This is a genomic window from uncultured Thermosynechococcus sp. (assembly GCF_937958135.1).
Classification (GTDB): domain Bacteria; phylum Cyanobacteriota; class Cyanobacteriia; order Thermosynechococcales; family Thermosynechococcaceae; genus Thermosynechococcus.
The window spans coordinates 1-16,066 of sequence record NZ_CALGOG010000097.1 but is presented as its reverse complement, the minus strand read 5'-3'; the positions used below and the strand labels follow the sequence as shown (position 1 = coordinate 16,066).

The 16,066-nt window shown below is 54.3% G+C and carries 14 protein-coding genes and 1 tRNA gene; 12 read left to right on the top strand and 3 right to left on the bottom strand.

The genetic code is table 11. The features are described 5' to 3' along the window. Positions 1-86: 86 nt before the first annotated feature. From Q0711_RS11140 to Q0711_RS11115, 6 genes are all read left to right on the top strand, one after another. Positions 87-1,649: a photosystem II high light acclimation radical SAM protein gene (locus tag Q0711_RS11140; protein ID WP_299042587.1), complete on the top strand. Its 1,563-nt coding sequence runs from the start codon at positions 87-89 to the stop codon at positions 1,647-1,649. Between the two features lie 87 nt (positions 1,650-1,736). Then, entirely contained in the window at positions 1,737-2,750 is a 1,014-nt protein-coding gene (locus Q0711_RS11135; RefSeq protein ID WP_298612160.1) for a type I glyceraldehyde-3-phosphate dehydrogenase, read from the top strand. Between the two features lie 34 nt (positions 2,751-2,784). Continuing rightward, positions 2,785-3,939, top strand: a complete 1,155-nt coding sequence (locus tag Q0711_RS11130) for an alanine--glyoxylate aminotransferase family protein (protein WP_298612163.1) — start codon at positions 2,785-2,787, stop codon at positions 3,937-3,939. Continuing rightward, the gene (locus tag Q0711_RS11125; protein WP_298612166.1) at positions 3,940-4,407 is read left to right on the top strand and encodes an MEKHLA domain-containing protein; all 468 of its coding nucleotides are present in this window, start codon (positions 3,940-3,942) and stop codon (positions 4,405-4,407) included. Positions 4,408-4,452: 45 nt separating this feature from the next. After that, complete coding sequence (locus tag Q0711_RS11120) at positions 4,453-5,463, top strand: DUF389 domain-containing protein (RefSeq protein WP_298612169.1); 1,011 nt, start codon at positions 4,453-4,455, stop codon at positions 5,461-5,463. 329 nt (positions 5,464-5,792) lie between these two features. Further along, positions 5,793-6,704 carry a branched-chain amino acid transaminase gene (locus Q0711_RS11115; protein ID WP_298612185.1) on the top strand — a complete coding sequence of 304 codons (912 nt, stop codon included), beginning with the start codon at positions 5,793-5,795 and terminating at the stop codon, positions 6,702-6,704. A gap of 20 nt (positions 6,705-6,724) precedes the next feature. On the opposite strand, the gene Q0711_RS11110 is transcribed toward Q0711_RS11115, so the two are convergent. The 3 genes from Q0711_RS11110 to Q0711_RS11100 all read right to left on the bottom strand — a co-directional run bounded on the left by Q0711_RS11110 (position 6,725) and on the right by Q0711_RS11100 (position 10,389). Beyond that, positions 6,725-7,138, bottom strand: a complete 414-nt coding sequence (locus Q0711_RS11110; protein ID WP_366142741.1) for an ATP-binding protein — start codon at positions 7,136-7,138, stop codon at positions 6,725-6,727. 154 nt (positions 7,139-7,292) lie between these two features. Next, positions 7,293-9,887, bottom strand: coding sequence for an AAA-like domain-containing protein (locus tag Q0711_RS11105; protein ID WP_298612176.1), 2,595 nt, complete (start codon positions 9,885-9,887; stop codon positions 7,293-7,295). A 112-nt stretch (positions 9,888-9,999) separates the two neighbouring features. After that, entirely contained in the window at positions 10,000-10,389 is a 390-nt protein-coding gene (locus Q0711_RS11100; protein ID WP_298612179.1) for a DUF4359 domain-containing protein, read from the bottom strand. A gap of 46 nt (positions 10,390-10,435) precedes the next feature. Between Q0711_RS11100 and Q0711_RS11095 the strand changes: the two genes are divergently transcribed. The 6 genes from Q0711_RS11095 (at position 10,436) to Q0711_RS11070 (ending at position 15,908) form a co-directional block, all read left to right on the top strand. Further along, positions 10,436-10,508 (top strand) — tRNA-His (locus Q0711_RS11095). 37 nt (positions 10,509-10,545) lie between these two features. Next, positions 10,546-12,135, top strand: a complete 1,590-nt coding sequence (locus Q0711_RS11090) for an ABC transporter substrate-binding protein (RefSeq protein WP_299042582.1) — start codon at positions 10,546-10,548, stop codon at positions 12,133-12,135. Beyond that, positions 12,132-12,926, top strand: coding sequence for a TlyA family RNA methyltransferase (locus Q0711_RS11085; RefSeq protein ID WP_299042579.1), 795 nt, complete (start codon positions 12,132-12,134; stop codon positions 12,924-12,926). Before Q0711_RS11090 ends, Q0711_RS11085 begins: the two co-directional genes overlap by 4 nt. Before the next feature lie 30 nt (positions 12,927-12,956). Continuing rightward, on the top strand, positions 12,957-13,793 hold the full coding sequence (locus tag Q0711_RS11080) for an amino acid ABC transporter permease (RefSeq protein WP_298614225.1): 837 nt from the start codon (positions 12,957-12,959) through the stop codon (positions 13,791-13,793). 95 nt (positions 13,794-13,888) lie between these two features. Then, positions 13,889-14,482: a peroxiredoxin gene (locus Q0711_RS11075; RefSeq protein ID WP_298614224.1), complete on the top strand. Its 594-nt coding sequence runs from the start codon at positions 13,889-13,891 to the stop codon at positions 14,480-14,482. 127 nt (positions 14,483-14,609) lie between these two features. Beyond that, complete coding sequence (locus Q0711_RS11070) at positions 14,610-15,908, top strand: hypothetical protein (protein ID WP_298977404.1); 1,299 nt, start codon at positions 14,610-14,612, stop codon at positions 15,906-15,908. Positions 15,909-16,066 lie beyond the last annotated feature (158 nt).

The following is a 16,066-nucleotide window of genomic DNA, read 5'->3' as shown; positions in this document are numbered from 1 at the left end:
GAAAGGCGCAAATGTGTTAAAACCTAAACAGCGATAGAGGTTTATTAAGAATTTAGCGTTTCTATAGATCTTCCTTGGGCTAGTTTATGTCTCTTCGGGTTCTCTATGTCCGTCTCCCCTGCAACCCTATTTTTCCCATTGGTGTTGTGTATCTTGCAGACTATATCCATAAGCAATTACCAAGCGTTGAACAACGGATTTTTGATTTGGGAACGGTGCCACCCCTTGATTTTCGCCCTGCCCTTGCCCAAGTTATTGACGAATTTCAGCCCACGCATCTTGTCTTCTCTTGGCGGGATATTCAAATCTATGCCCCTGTGGGGGGACGGGGGGGCAATCCACTGCAACATGCCTTTGAGGTCTATTACGCTCGCAATCCCCTGGTGAAGTTGCGGGGGGCGATCGGGGGTCTGCGGGTGATGGCTGCCTACTATGGTGAACTCTGGCGCAACCTCAACTTAATCCGTTTGGGACTCCACCATGCTAAGCGTTACCATCCAGACGTTACAACCATTGTCGGTGGTGGTGCGGTCAGTGTCTTTTACGAACAACTGGGGTCTCAACTGCCCAAGGGCACCATTGTTTCTGTGGGGGAAGGGGAAACCCTGCTCTACAAAGTACTTACCGGCCAGTCGATTGCTCAAGAACGCTGCTACATTGCCGGTGTTGAAAAGCCCCGCGATCGCCTGATCCACGAATGGCCAACCCCCATCGAAAAAACTGCCTGCAACTATGACTACATCGAGACCATTTGGCCCGAATTCGAGTATTACCTTCAGGGGGGCGACTTCTATATTGGCGTGCAAACCAAACGGGGCTGTCCCCACAACTGCTGCTACTGCGTCTATACCGTCGTTGAAGGCAAACAGGTGCGCATTAACCCTGCCGAGGAAGTCGTGGCGGAAATGCGCCAGCTCTACGATCGCGGTGTGCGCAATTTTTGGTTTACCGACGCCCAATTTATTCCCGCTCGCAAATTTATCCCCGATGCGATCGCCCTACTGCGGGAAATTCTCAGAGCAGGCATGAAGGATATTCACTGGGCAGCCTATATCCGCGCCGACAACCTCACTCCCGAACTGTGCGACCTCATGGTGCAAACCGGGATGAACTACTTTGAAATCGGCATTACCAGTGGCTCCCAGGAACTGGTGCGGAAAATGCGCATGGGCTATAACCTGCGAACGGTGTTGCAGAACTGTCGTGATTTGAAAGCCGCGGGGTTTAATGCCCTTGTTTCTGTGAACTACTCCTTCAACGTAATAGACGAACGTCCCGACACCATTGCCCAGACGATTGCCTACCACCGCGAGCTGGAACGCATCTTTGGTGCCAACAACGTTGAACCGGCCATCTTCTTCATCGGCCTGCAACCTCACACCCACCTTGAGGAATATGCCCTCGAGCGCGGCATTTTGCGCCCCGGCTACAACCCCATGAGTCTCATGCCTTGGACTGCCAAAAAATTGCTTTGGAACCCCGAACCCATGGGATCCGTCCTTGGGGAAGTGTGCCTTGCAGCTTGGCGACTCAATCCCAATGACTTTGGTCGCACCGTCATGGCTCTTTTAGAGGAGCGCTTTGGCTGTGCCCCCCTAGAGGAGGCCCTGTCAGCCCCTTTGCAGGAGCGACCTTTGGTGCGCCGTTAAAAAAAGCGAAATAAAATGACCATTCCCCCTTAGAATGTTTCCTAGATCATTTCTGACCATGAGTTAGTAAACAGAGGAAGGGAGCAGGTGGTTAGAGTCGCTATCAATGGTTTTGGGCGCATCGGTCGGAACTTCATGCGTTGCTGGTTACAGCGAAAAGCCAATAGCAAGCTAGAGATTGTAGGCATCAACGATACCTCCGATCCCCGCACCAATGCCCATTTGCTGAAGTATGACTCGATGTTGGGCATTTTCCAAGATGCCGAGATTAGGGCTGACGATGACTGCATCTATGTGGATGATCATGCAGTTAAGTGTGTCTCGGATCGCAACCCCGAAAATCTGCCTTGGAGCGCCTGGGGCATTGACCTGGTCATTGAAGCCACGGGGGTCTTTACCAGCCGCGAGGGTGCCAGCAAGCACCTTAGCGCCGGTGCTAAAAAAGTCCTGATTACAGCTCCCGGTAAAGGCAACATCCCCACCTATGTGGTCGGGGTGAATCACCACACCTACGATCCCAGTGAAGACATCGTCAGCAATGCCAGTTGCACCACCAACTGCTTAGCCCCCATTGTCAAAGTGCTCCATGAAACCTTTGGCATTCAACAGGGGATGATGACAACTACCCACAGCTACACGGGAGATCAGCGCCTACTCGATGCCAGTCACCGCGATTTGCGGCGGGCGCGGGCAGCCGCGATGAATATTGTGCCCACCTCTACGGGTGCCGCCAAGGCGGTGGGATTAGTCATTCCTGAGTTGCAAGGTAAGCTGAATGGGATTGCTCTGCGGGTACCCACCCCCAATGTTTCTGTGGTGGACTTTGTGGCGCAGGTGGAAAAACCCACCATTGCTGAGCAGGTGAACCAAGTAATCAAGGAAGCCTCTGAAACCACCATGAAGGGGATTATCCACTACAGCGAATTGGAACTGGTGTCTTCAGACTATCGGGGGCACAACGCCTCCTCGATTTTGGATGCCTCTCTAACCATGGTGATGGGGGGCACGCTGGTGAAAGTGGTGGCTTGGTACGATAACGAGTGGGGCTATAGCCAGCGGGTTCTGGACTTGGCAGAGCATATGGCTGCTCACTGGGCTTAGTCGTTTCATTCTAGGGATTGGTTCGCAACTCACAATGCAAGATAAATCAATGTTGATGATTCCGGGGCCGACGCCGGTACCGGAGTCGGTACTTTTGTCCCTCAGCAAACACCCCATTGGCCACCGCAGCGGTGACTTTAGCGAGATCATGGCAGCGGTAACGGCGGGATTGAAATGGCTGCATCAAACAACGGATGATGTGCTGATTTTAACCACCAGTGGCACAGGGGCGATGGAGGCCGGAATCATTAACTTTCTCAGTGCGGGCGATCGCGTCCTTGTGGGCTGTAATGGTAAATTTGGCGATCGCTGGGCAGAGGTCTGTGAGGCCTACGGTCTGAAAACGGAGCGCATTACCGCCCCTTGGGGACAGCCCCTCAATCCCGATGACTTCAAAGCAGCCCTAGAGGCAGACACGGCCAAAACAATTCAGGCGGTGATCGTGACCCACAGTGAAACCTCAACGGGAGTGATCAACGATCTAGAGGCGATTAACCGCCACGTCAAAGCCCACGGCCAAGCCTTGATCATTGTGGATGCGGTCACCAGTCTAGGAGCTGTCAATGTCCCTGTGGGTGAATGGGGATTGGACGTGGTTGGCTCAGGCTCCCAGAAGGGTTACATGATCCCGCCGGGATTGGCCTTTGTCAGCGTCAGTGCCAAGGCTTGGCAAGCCTACGAGCGAGCCACCCTGCCGAAGTTTTACCTTGACCTAGGGAAATACCGCAAGGACGCAGCCAAGAACACCACCCCCTTTACCCCGCCTGTGAATCTCTTTTTTGCCTTGAAGACAGCCCTGGAGATGATGCAAGCGGAGGGCTTGGAGAATATCTTTGCCCGCCATCAGCGCCTGATGCAAGCCACCCGTGCTGCTATGAAGGCCCTGAACTTGCCCCTATATGCACCTGATCACTGCGCGAGTCCCGCCATTACCGCTGTCGCTCCCCAAGGGGTAGAGGCGGAGAAGATTCGCACTCTGATGAAAAAACGCTTTGACATTGCCTTGGCGGGTGGTCAAGATCACCTGAAGGGGCAGATTTTCCGCGTGGGTCACCTCGGCTTTGTGAGCGATCGCGATATTCTGGCAGCGGTCAGTGCCCTTGAAGCGGTGCTCGCCGAATTGGGGTACAACAACTTTAGCCCCGGCGCCGGGGTGGCCGCCGCCAGTCGTATCTTGACCACGGTCTAAATGATGGAGCCTTGGTTGCAGCCACAGGCCATTCAGCAAGCGCGGCGAATCTGTGCCAGTTTTCAACACTGGACGGGGCGATCGCTCCTCCCTAAGGGAGCGAAGGAGGACTTGGCCTTGGCACAGCAGTTGTTCCACTGGTTCCAACCTGTTCTTTCCCATGGGTGCGAAGCCGATCCGGTGCTCAACTACGGCAATCAGGCAGCCCTTGCCCTATGGGAACTCTCTTGGTCAGAACTGGTACAGCTCCCTTCACGGTTCACTGCTGAACCCATTGCTCAGGTGGAGCGCTCAGCACTTCTTGCCCAAGCAGCAAGGCAAGGCTACATCCACAACTACTGCGGCATTCGTATCTCTCGATCTGGGCGGCGCTTTCGGATTGAAAATGCTTGGATTTGGACTGTCTTGGACGAGGCGGGGGCAGCGGTGGGACAGGCGGCAACTTTTGATCAGTGGCAGTTCCTGTAGGATTGATTTAGTCTATTTTCAAAAAACTGCCGCCCAAGGTTGTCCATGAAACAGGTTTTCACCCATTGGCTGCATCAGTTGCAGTCTTTCCGCTACCATCGCCGCAGCCCCGAAAGCCTCAACCAACTCATCCGGATTCTCTATGCAGAATCCCAGCTCAATGTGCCCTACGTTATTCTGATTATCAGCTCCTGTGTGATTGCCACCTTTGGTTTGCTTGCCAATAGTGCAGCTGTCATCATTGGGGCGATGGTGATTGCTCCCCTGATGTTGCCGATTCGTGGGCTGGCTCTGGCGGCTCTCATCGGTGACTTCAAAATGTTTCGCGAGGCGGCAACTGCCCTAATTGTGGGCACGCTCATGGCCATTGGTATCTCTTGGATACTGGGAATGATTGTCGGTCTTGAGGCCTACGGCAGCGAGATCTTGGCGCGATCGCAACCGAATCTTCTAGATTTAGGCATTGCTGTTGCGGCGGGAGCAGTAAGTGCCTATGCCATGGCCGAGCCTCGTGTCTCGAATACCTTGGCCGGAACAGCGATCGCCGTTGCTCTGATGCCGCCGGTTTGCACCATTGGTTTGGGCATTGCCCAGTGGAATTCTAGCCTCAGTGGTGGGGCAACCCTGTTGTACTTAACTAACCTCTTGGGAATTACCCTGGCCTGCATGCTGGTTTTTGTTCTGGTTGGCTATATTCCCCTCCACCAAAGCCGCCGCCCCCTTAGTATTGCCGCTGCCCTGACGGCCCTTTTGGTGATTCCCTTGGCGATTAGTTTTAGCCGCCTCATCGAGCAAGTGCGCTTGCAACAGAAAGTGCGCCAAGCCCTCCTGAGGGGGACATTGACATTTCAACGTTTGGATTTGTTGAACATGGAAACAACTTGGGTAACCGACCCCCCAGTTGTGCGCATTAATGTCCGTGCCCGTGAACCTGTGACCCCAAAACAGGTAGAACTGATGGAGCAGTTTATCCAACAGCGGATGCAACGGCCGTTTCGTCTGGTGCTCCAAGTCTCGAATATTGAAGAGGTAACCTCTGAAGCACCATTGCCCTAGTTTTTTTAAGAGGTAAGCCAAAATGTTAGACTAGAGAAATTCCAGCCTAATTCTGGGTTTCATTCGGCTTTGATCCAGGGCGCGGCAAGCCTCGCCGTACCGCTGCGCGGGAGGCGCTTAAGGATAGCGCGAAGGGCGGAGCCGTTCTATAATCTTGCTGTCGGACACAACCACGCCGACCTACGGCAGGGCAGGCCGGCAGTGAGGCCTGTGGAGATACAAGCAGCGGATACGCACTCGGCCTAGGAACCCACCGAAGGGGCTTGAGCGCAGTAGGAATCTCCGGCTTTCAAGCCGAGGAGAATGTCAAAAACGCTTCCAATCAACCCATGAGTAACTTTCTCCCCTACGCCTATCTGAATGGTCAATTTGTGCCCTTTGCAGAGGCCAAAATTTCGGTGGCAACCCATGCGCTGCACTATGGAACGGCAGCCCTAGGAGGCCTGCGCGGTTTGCCCAATCCGGCGAATGCTCGCGAGATTCTTCTCTTTCGCCTTGAGGATCACTGTCGTCGCCTTAGTCGCAGTGCCCACTATCTGGGCTATGAACTACCCGCAAGCGAGATTAAGTCCAAGATTGTGGAATGGGTGCAAAAAAATCAACCCAGCGTGCCCTTCTATATTCGTCCTTTAGTCTATACCTGCGGGCTGGGCATTGCCCCTCGACTTCACGATATTGAAAAGGACTTCCTGATTTACGGCATGCCCCTTGGCGACTACCTTTCAGCCGCAGGCGTCACCTGTCGGATTAGCTCTTGGCAGCGGCAGTGCGATCGCTCGTTTCCTTTGCGGGGTAAGCTGACCAGCTCCTATATTGTCTCTGCCCTTGCCAAAACAGAAGCGGTTGCCAGCGGTTTTGACGAAGCCATTCTCCTCAACGATCAGGGGAAAGTCTGCGAAGCCACGGGAATGAATCTGTTTCTTGTGCGCGAGGGGCAACTCATTACGCCAAGTGTGGATCAGGATATTCTGGAGGGGATTACCCGCCGCAGTGTGATTGAACTGGCCCAAGCCGCCGGCGTCAAGGTCATTGAGCGCCCTGTGGATCGCACGGAACTCCTCATTGCCGATGAAGTTTTTTTAACCGGCACGGCTGCGCGAATTGTGCCCGTCAGTCGCATTGAGACCTATACACTGCCTAGCGATCGCCCCTTGACACTCCAACTGCAAAAACAATTACAGGCAATCGTTGAAGGGCGAGAGCCACAGTATCGCCACTGGATTGATGTCATTCCCCTCTAGCCAAAGGGGCTGTTATCCACTCACGTGAGGTACTTGCAGAGGCTCAATTCCGTTCCTTTGGGGTTCCAATAGACCTCATCAAAAATGGCATAGATCAAAAATAAGCCCCGACCACATTCACAGTCGGCGGCTGGCAACAATTCCTCAGCGGTCTCAGAAACATTACTGGGCGGTGAGAAACCATCCCCCTGATCCGTAATTACCCACCAGCATTGATCCGGGGAAAAGGTATAACGGACGGAAACCAGCTTTTCGGGGTTGAGTTGATTGCCGTGGCGCGCCGCATTCACAAGGGCTTCTTGGAGGCCTAGCCTAATTTCATCTTTGTACTGGGGAGGAAGATCACTCAGCAGAATTTCTAGAATAGGTTGAAGAAAAAGTGTAGAGGGAAATGCCAGGGTTTGCCATTGAGGCGCAACGTACATTAACGTCATAGACGGCACAACCCGCGAAGAATAACTGGGCAGCGGGATACAGATCCAAGACCGATCAGAGTCATTGGCGGATAACCGAACCCCTCTACCTTTAGCTTAGCAAGGGAATTGTTGCTCGCACAACCGCTGCTTGGACTACCCACCCTTTGCTCAACTAGTGTAGGCGATCGCCAAAATAGCGGCGGTACAGATCACAGCGCACCTGAGCGAAATTTCCCTCTAGGGTAATCAGTCCCAAACTGTGGAGCTTAAAGCCAATGGTGCTATCAACCACCCTGCCGTTTTCTGCTTTGAGAATCTCCCGAAAGGCGGGTGCCAAATCTTCCTGCTGCTGGAGGTGCCACCACTGGCGTCGCAGGTGATCGCGATATAACCCCGTTTCTGAGGCAGCGTTAGCGATTAACTCTTGCCACGAAAGCTCTTGGCGAGCAAGGTGGTACAGGCTGAGACGAATGAGATAGGGATGCCCCCCCACCAAGTGCTGAAGTTCTTGAAGTTGTACCTCTGAAAGATTGAGACCGTGGAGGCGACACAACTCGGCAATTTGTTCTTGGTTGAATTCAGGCAGCTCAACGGCTAAGCCAACGTTAAAGGGGGACTGGTTAATGTCCAAGGGAATATAAACTTCAGTGCCATGAACCACAATCAGACGCAGGTTGCGCCAAATATCGCGATTTTTGCCCTCCTCATGCCATGCCCGCAACAGACCAAAAAAGTCACTGGCCACCTCGGGATATTCAAACACCCGATCCACTTCATCTAATCCCAGAACTAGGGGGCGACTCTCAAATCGTGTCCCCGCTCTTTGACAGTGCGGTAAAAGATACTCCTCAAAGTAGGCGGTGCAGTTGTATTTGCTGCCAAAGATGTCATCCCAATACTCATGGAGGCGGTTTTCTAGCCCTAGTCGCCGCCCGACACTGGCGCAGAGCCAACGCAGCAGTTTTTCCAAATCACTGAACACTTGGGCATCCGCCAGTTGGAAACTGAGGGGAACCGTGCCGTAGCCCTCTTGGGTGGCGCGGTAGAGGAGTCGTGCCATAAGGGAGGTTTTGCCCATTTGGCGGGGGGCTTTGATGCGAATGAGGGAGCCGGGTTGCAGGAGGGTTTCGCGACAGCGTTGCTCAATGGGAGGCCGCTCAATGTAAAATGCCGAGGCCACTTCCACTTGACCTTCGGGGAGTTCTGGCTCTGCCACAGGAACGGGGGCACCATCCCTCCCCAATGTGCCAGTGTGAAGGGGTTCAGCAATGGTTTCTTGACCGGCATCGCTACTGCTGATTTTAGGGGCGGTCGTGGCATTCACCAAGTCGAGAATCTCTTGCAGCAGGGCGTCGGTGTCCGCGGGCGATCGCCAGAAGCGCTGTTGTAGCCGATGCAGATACCCCCGCAGCTCATAGTTCAGGGGCATATCGAGGGGAAAATTTACCCGCACAGGCAAGATAAAGGGACGGCGATCGCCCCTTTGGGCCTGCAACTGTTTAACGGTGCGGACTTCCTCAAGCACCATTTCACTTTGAGCTGCTGTTTGCGAGAGCAACAGAACAAAGAAATCACACCGCTTTAGCTCCTGATCAATCCGCTGCGCCCATGCCTCCCCAAGGCGGATACTTTGGCCGGCCATAAAGGGTTGATGCCCTGCTTTTTGCAACACCGCTTGGAGGGCACTTGCCAACTGCAAATCGGTACCGTCACTGGAGTGACTGATGAACACATGGCGACCTTGGTTAGCAGGGACGGCAGTGGCTGCCGGTGGAGAGGAGACCGGTTTGGGTTCCGTGGCGTGGGAGGGCAGTGGAGAAACAGCAGGCGGCGCACTGGGCGGCATCGTAGCAGCACCCTCATTCTTCCTTGGCGATCGCCAGAGGTCTTGAACGGGTGTTTTTAGCAATTTGCCAAGGCGAACCCAAAAGGATTTGGGCACCTCCACCTGTTGCAAACTGGCAAGGGCATCGGTAGCCGTAGCAAAGCGCTCGTAGGGGGAAGGATGAATTAGCTTGTTCACAAACTGCACTAGGCGATCGCTCACCGCTTCAGCCGCTTGCCAACACCAATAGCCGTAGGGGTCTTGGGTGAGTTGCAGGGGATTCAACCCCGTCAAAGCCTGTACCGCCACCATTCCCAAGGAGTAGAGATCACTGGCCGGCCGAGGACGACCCTGGGCTTGTTCCGGTGCCATATACCCCGGTGTGCCAATGGCGATCGTCTGGGGTTGGGAATCCCCCACAAGGGTGCCGCCCCCAATGGAAACCCCCATCTCCTTCACCGCGCCAAAATCAATGAGGACTAGACGCTGATCCGCTTGGCGACGAATTAGGTTGTCGGGTTTAATATCGCGGTGGATGACACCACATTGATGAACAAAAGCTAGAATTCCTAACGCATCTTGCAGTAACTCAATTACCCGTGCCGCCGGCCAAACGCAGCCCGGCAACAATTCCTGCCGCAGGACGTGACCCTCAATAAAATCCTGCACAAGGTAAAATTCGTTGTCTTCCTCAAAGTAGGCCAGAAGGCGGGGAATTTGCCCATGGCTACCCAGCCGCTCTAGGATTTGTGCCTCCCGCTGAAAGAGCGATCGCGCCAAGGGGAGAAAGGCCGCATCCGTGCGGGCAGGTCGCAGATACTTGACAACGCATTTGGCACGAATGGGACGATGAACATCCTCCGCCAGAAACGTTTGGCCAAAGTTCCCCGCCCCCAAGACTCGAATGAGTTTATAGCGCCCGCCTAGGGTTTTCCCAATCATGGTTAATGTGTGGTTTTGCTGCTCGTTGTTGATATTTGTTGATATATCTTGGCATAGGCACTTCCCTTTTCCCCCACTGCAAACCCACTGGCTAAGTTGACCCCGGCAAGGGTTACATCTCCAGGTTGAGGGGGATAATTTGACCAAAGAGGCCGAGGCTCCAGACCCTTTGAATGGGGAATTCCGTTACAAAGAGGGTCGCCACCCCCAAGTTGTAGGATTGGGTGTTGTAACTAATGTAGCGTTCGATCTCCTCTGCAGGATGGGACTCCAGTTGCTCGCAAAATTCCAAGGCCAGCATGGCGATCGCGCTCTCCCGATTGAGGATCTCTGGACACACTTGGGTTAAAAGGAACGTGTTAATTTCCGTTGCAGCGCGTTTCCGATAATCGGCGGGGGTGGGATTGGTGACACAGGCCGCCGTGATGGTTAAAGCCAGAAAGGCACCACCCCCCCACCAGAGAGGGCGGGCGATCACTTGGGAAACGAGGGGCACTTTCATGGCAGAGGCCTCTATGCTATGCTAGAAGACTAGCTCAGGAAACATGGCGAGCGTAGCCAAGTGGTTAAGGCAGTGGATTGTGGTTCCACCATTCGTGGGTTCGAGTCCCATCGCTCGCCCTTTATTCTAGAGGAGGATGTACCGAGCGGATGTGTTGTGGCACAACGACGACTGTGGGAATGTTTTGTCCTGTTGTTGAGCCTGCTGCTGGTCGCCTGTGGCGGTGATGTACCTCACCAAGGGGATCACAGTATTGTCATTGGTACCACAGCTCGCCTGCGCACCCTCGACCCTGCGGATGCCTACGAAAATTTGGCGGGACTCCTGCTGTTTAACTTGGGCGATCGCCTCTACACCTATGACGGCAAAAATCTTATTCCCCAACTGGCCACGGCGTTACCTGAGGTGAGTGAGGATGGCCTGACTTACCGCATTCCCCTGCGGCGGGGGGTTCGCTTCCACGATGGCACCCCCTTTAATGCAGCGGCGATGGCCTTTTCCCTTGAGCGGTTTATGAACAGTGGCGGTCAGCCCGCCTCCCTTTTGGCGGGACGAGTGAAAGACCTCAGGGCAATTACTGACGATTTACTGGAAATTCGCCTCAAGGAACCCTTTGTTGCCTTTCCGCATCTGCTGGCCTTTAGTGGGTTGTGCGCTGTTTCCCCTACAGCTTACAGAGCAGCCACCAATAGGTTTTTGCCAACACAGTTTGTTGGCACTGGCCCCTATCGCTTGGTGCAGTACAGTAGCGATGGTGTGCGCCTAGAACCCTTTGCCGATTATTGGGGGGCCAAACCTCGCAATGCCGGGATTCGCTTGCAGATCTTCTCCAGCAGTGCCAATCTCTACAATGCCTTTCGCACCGGCGCTGTGGATGTGGCAATCGGCGCTCTAGATCCCGATCAAATCCGTGCCCTCAAGGCTGAAGCTGCAACAAAACATTGGCGGGTGGTCACAGGAGCAGGCAATGCAGTCACCGTCTTGAGTATTAACTTGCGCCAACCGCCTTGGGATCAATTGGCGGCACGGCAGGTTTTGGCGGCCAGTGTCAATCGCCAGCGCCTCACAGAACGGGTCTTCTTGGGGGAGGCAGAACCCCTGTACTCGCTGGTGCCCAGTTTATTTCCTGAGAGTGAACCCGTCTTCCGCGATCGCTATGGAGACGGCGATTCGAGCCGAATAGAGCACTGGTTACAGAAAACCACCTTTTCGGCGCAGCAGCCCTTGGTGGTCAACCTTTGGTACCGGGCCAATGTGCCCAGTAATGTGCTGGCGGCAACGGTTCTTAAAGCCTCATTGGAGCGAGATTTGGGCGATCGCGTTCAAGTGCAATTGGACGGTGCCGATTCGGCGACCATCTACCGCAATTTAGAAAGTGGAGCCTATCCTTTGGTCTTGCTTGACTGGTACGGTGATTTTTACGATGCCGATAACTACTTGGAACCTTTCCTCAGTTGCGATCGCGGTTCTGTGAAAACAGGCTGCGAAAGTGGTGCCAGTGCCGCTTGGGGATCGTTTTTCTACAGTCCTGAGGCCAACGCGCTGATTGTTGCCAGTCGCCGGGAGGCCAATCCCCAACGCCGTAGGGCGCTCTTGCGTCAGCTTCAGGAACTCAATGCTGAAGTCGTGGCCTTCTTGCCTTTATGGCAGAGTGAAACCACCCTCTTTACCCAACCCAATGTGCAAGGTCTTGCCCTTGAGGTCAATCAACTGTTTGCCTTTGCCCCCCTTCAAAAAGAGCAATGACTCCCCGCAAACAACGCTTGGATAGTCTCCTTGTGGAGCGGCACCTGTGTGAGAGCCGCCAGCAGGCGCAGCGCTGGATTCGAGCCGGTCAAGTCCAAGTGAATCACGTGCCCATTGACAAACCAGGGACGTTGGTGGCGGCGGATGCCTCCATTCAGGTCAAGGCGAAATCCGCCTATGTCTCGCGCGGCGGTGAAAAGCTCGCCCATGCCCTAGGGGTCTTTCCCGTGGTGGTGCGGGATCGCGTCTGTTTGGACGGGGGAATTTCCACGGGGGGATTTACAGACTGTCTGCTGCAAGCGGGCGCCAAGTTGGTCTATGGCGTTGACGTTGGCTATGGACAGGTGGACTGGAAGCTGCGCCAAGACCCGCGGGTTATTTTGCGGGAGCGCACCAACCTGCGCTATCTCACGCCTGCTGATCTGTACACTGATGGGGCACCCCGACCCGATCTGGGGGTGGTGGATGTCTCCTTTATTTCCCTGACGAAAGTCTTGCCTGCCCTCTGGGAATTGCTCCTCCCGCCGCGAGACCTGATTGCCCTCATTAAACCGCAGTTTGAAGTGGGGCGCGATCGCCTAGGTAAAAACGGGGTAGTGCGCGATGCCAAGGCGCGCCAAGAAGCGGTGGATCAGGTGATAACAGCAGCCGAGGCTTTGGGCTGGCGGTGCCACGGTGTAACTCCCTCGCCGATTCTAGGGCCTGCGGGCAATCAGGAATTCCTTGCCTACTTTTCCTGGGGGGCTGGGGAGAATGCTTCCCTAAAAAACGGGATGGTATCATCATCCTGACAAAATTACGGTCTTCCGAGAATGCAACAAGTGGCACCGTTGATCCCCCCTTGGGCAAAGTGGCTCGATGGCATCTTTTTACTCTGCTTAGGGCTGGGCATTCTTGCCTTTTGTGGTTATCTCTACTCCTTTCGCGACACGTTAGGACTATACGCGCCCTTTCTCTTTCAGGCGGCAATCACGACGTTTCTGATCTCAGTCTTTAGTGTGCTGTTGGCGGTGATCTTGGGGGCGATCGCCACCTGGGCAAGGTTGCATCCTGCCCGTCCATTGCGTTGGCTCAGTACGGTTTATATCGAATTCGTGCGGGGTACCCCTACCCTAGTGCAACTGCTCGTTTGGGGCTTTGGCATTGGTGGCCTCTTAAGTCAGTGGGGTTTTGATCCTCGGCGAATCGCCTTTGATGTCATGACCGTGCTGCAAAGTAACCGCCTGGTGTCCCCCCTGTTTAACTACATTTTCTACGGCATTCTTGGCTTGGGCTTTAACTACGGTGCCTACTTGAGCGAAGTCTTTCGCAGTGGCCTAGAGGGGGTTCCCAAGGGACAAACGGAAGCAAGCCTCAGCTTGGGGCTGTCAGCTCGGCAAACCCTATGGCGGATTATTCTGCCCCAGGCCATTTTGATCATCTTGCCCCCCTTTACGAATAACTTCATTACGCTGATGCAGGACTGCGCTCTTTTGGTGGTCATTGGCGTTCCAGAGCTGCAAAACACAACCAGCACCTTTGCCAATCCGATTACAGATCCGCAGCGAAAGCTCTTTGTCTATGTTTTGGGCGCGATGTTCTACTTTGCCCTCTGTTTTCCCCTGTCACGGCTTTCCCGCTTTCTGGAGCGGCGGTGGCAGCGATCGGCTATTTCATAATCAAAACCGTTATGAGTATGGTATATTAGGGGTGGCTGTTAAAAAATGTGAACAGCTCTGTTCAACCTGTCGTAGTTAAGAGTACGAGGTTTTCTATGTCTGACTGTCTGCGCGTGGGTCAGCCCGCCCCTGATTTTGAAGCAGTTGCTGTTTATGACCAAGAGTTCAAAACCATTAAACTCTCGGACTATCGCGGTAAATACGTCGTTCTCTTTTTCTATCCCTTGGACTTTACCTTTGTCTGCCCCACGGAAATTGTTGCCTTTAGCGATCGCTACGATGAATTTGCCAAACTGAACACCGAAATCCTTGGTGTGTCTGTGGATAGCCAGTTTTCCCACCTGGCCTGGATTCAAACCGATCGCAAAGCCGGCGGTGTCGGCGATCTCAAATATCCCTTGGTGTCTGACCTGAAAAAAGAAATCAGTGCTGCCTACAACGTGCTAACTGAAGAAGGGGTGGCACTGCGTGGTCTGTTTATCATTGACAAAGAAGGGATAATCCAACACGCCACCATCAATAACTTGGCCTTTGGCCGCAATGTGGATGAAACCCTGCGGGTGCTGCAAGCCATTCAATACGTCCAAACTCACCCCGATGAAGTCTGCCCTGCCGGCTGGAAGCCCGGTGACAAAACGATGAACCCTGACCCCGTCAAATCCAAGGTCTATTTTGAAGCGGTAGGTTAATTGCCCTCTTCCTCAGACTATCCGCGCTTGGAGCCTGCCCATGGGGTGGGTTCTTTTTTTGTCTCCCTAAGAGGACGGGGAAAACGTTAGGGTGGAAGAGAGGCCTTTTGCCAAAGAGGGGGCAAACATGACAGTGGATCGCCGCCTGATGCAAGCTATAGAAACACTGGGGTACCGGGTTACCGCCGGGGATGTGGCGGGGACGGCAGGCTTGCCGCTGCAAACGGCTGAGAAAGGGTTAATGGCCTTGGCTGCCGATGTCGGGGGAACCCTCCAGGTGGCCGAAAGCGGTGATATTGCCTACGTCTTCCCCAGAGATTTTCGCCGCATCCTGCAGGCCAAGTACTGGCAACTGCGGCTGCGGGCAGTGGCACAGCGGGTTTGGGGCGTTGTTTTTTATCTGATTCGCATTTCCTTTGGCATTTTTCTCATTGTTTCGATTGCCCTGATTTTTCTCGCGATCGCCATGATTTTGATTGCCCTTTCCGGTCAAGGGCGAGACGGTGACGATCGCGGCCAAGGGGACACTTGGGGGGGCGGTGGCATTCATTTTTGGGTCTTTCCCGACTTTTGGTACTTCTTTGGCGATCCCTCTCCCCAGCGATCGCGCCCTCGGTCACAGGACAATGGCGAGGAGATGAACTTCTTTGAGGGGGTTTACTCTTTCCTTTTTGGCGATGGCAATCCCAATGCAGATCTTGAGGAACGCCGCTGGCAACTCATTGGCCAAGTCATCCGCAATAATGGCGGGGCGGTTACCGCAGAGCAAATTGCCCCCTATCTCGATTTAGAAACCGATCCGGGGGAGGACGAGTGGTATATGCTGCCCGTGCTGACCCACTTTAATGGCCGCCCCGAAGTCACCGACGCAGGGCAGATTATCTATTGCTTTCCCGAGTTACAAACAACGGCGCAAACTCGCAAAGATCGGCAGCAAACGCTTCCCCCCATCTTAGAAGAGCGCCTCTGGCGCTTTAGTCGCGCCCCCTCTTGGCAAATTATGGTGGCCATTGGCTTGGGCTGTATTAACCTCATCGGGGCGCTGATGTTGTGGTACCTCTTGGGAGATGGGGCGATCGCCCAACAACTGGGGGGACTGGTGGCCTTTGTGGCCTCCATCTTTTGGATTTTGCTTGGCTATGGCATTGGCTTTTTGGGGATTCCCCTAGGGCGTTATTACTGGTTGCTGTGGCAAAACCAACGCATTCGCGATCGCAATGCCCGCCGCTACCATTACGCCAATCGCTTGGCCAATCCCACACCGCAGTTGCGTGCCAAATTACGGGCGGCTCAAGCCTACGCCCAGCAGCGGCAAATCCATGAGCAGGATGTTATTTATCGCTCAGATCAGGATTTAGTCGAGCAGGAACTCGCCCAATCGGAAGCCATTGATCGCGAGTGGTTACGCCGCCTCGAATCGGAGTAGATTATGACCCGCTCTGCCCGACGCCTAGCGGCTGCCACAGGGGATCTCGCGGCGATTCAAGCCCTCCTAGAGGCGGCGCTTGCGCCTAGGAAAATTGCAGTGACCGTCAACCAGCGGCGCGAATGTCTGTTGTTGCGCCTCCAGTGTCCGACAACTGT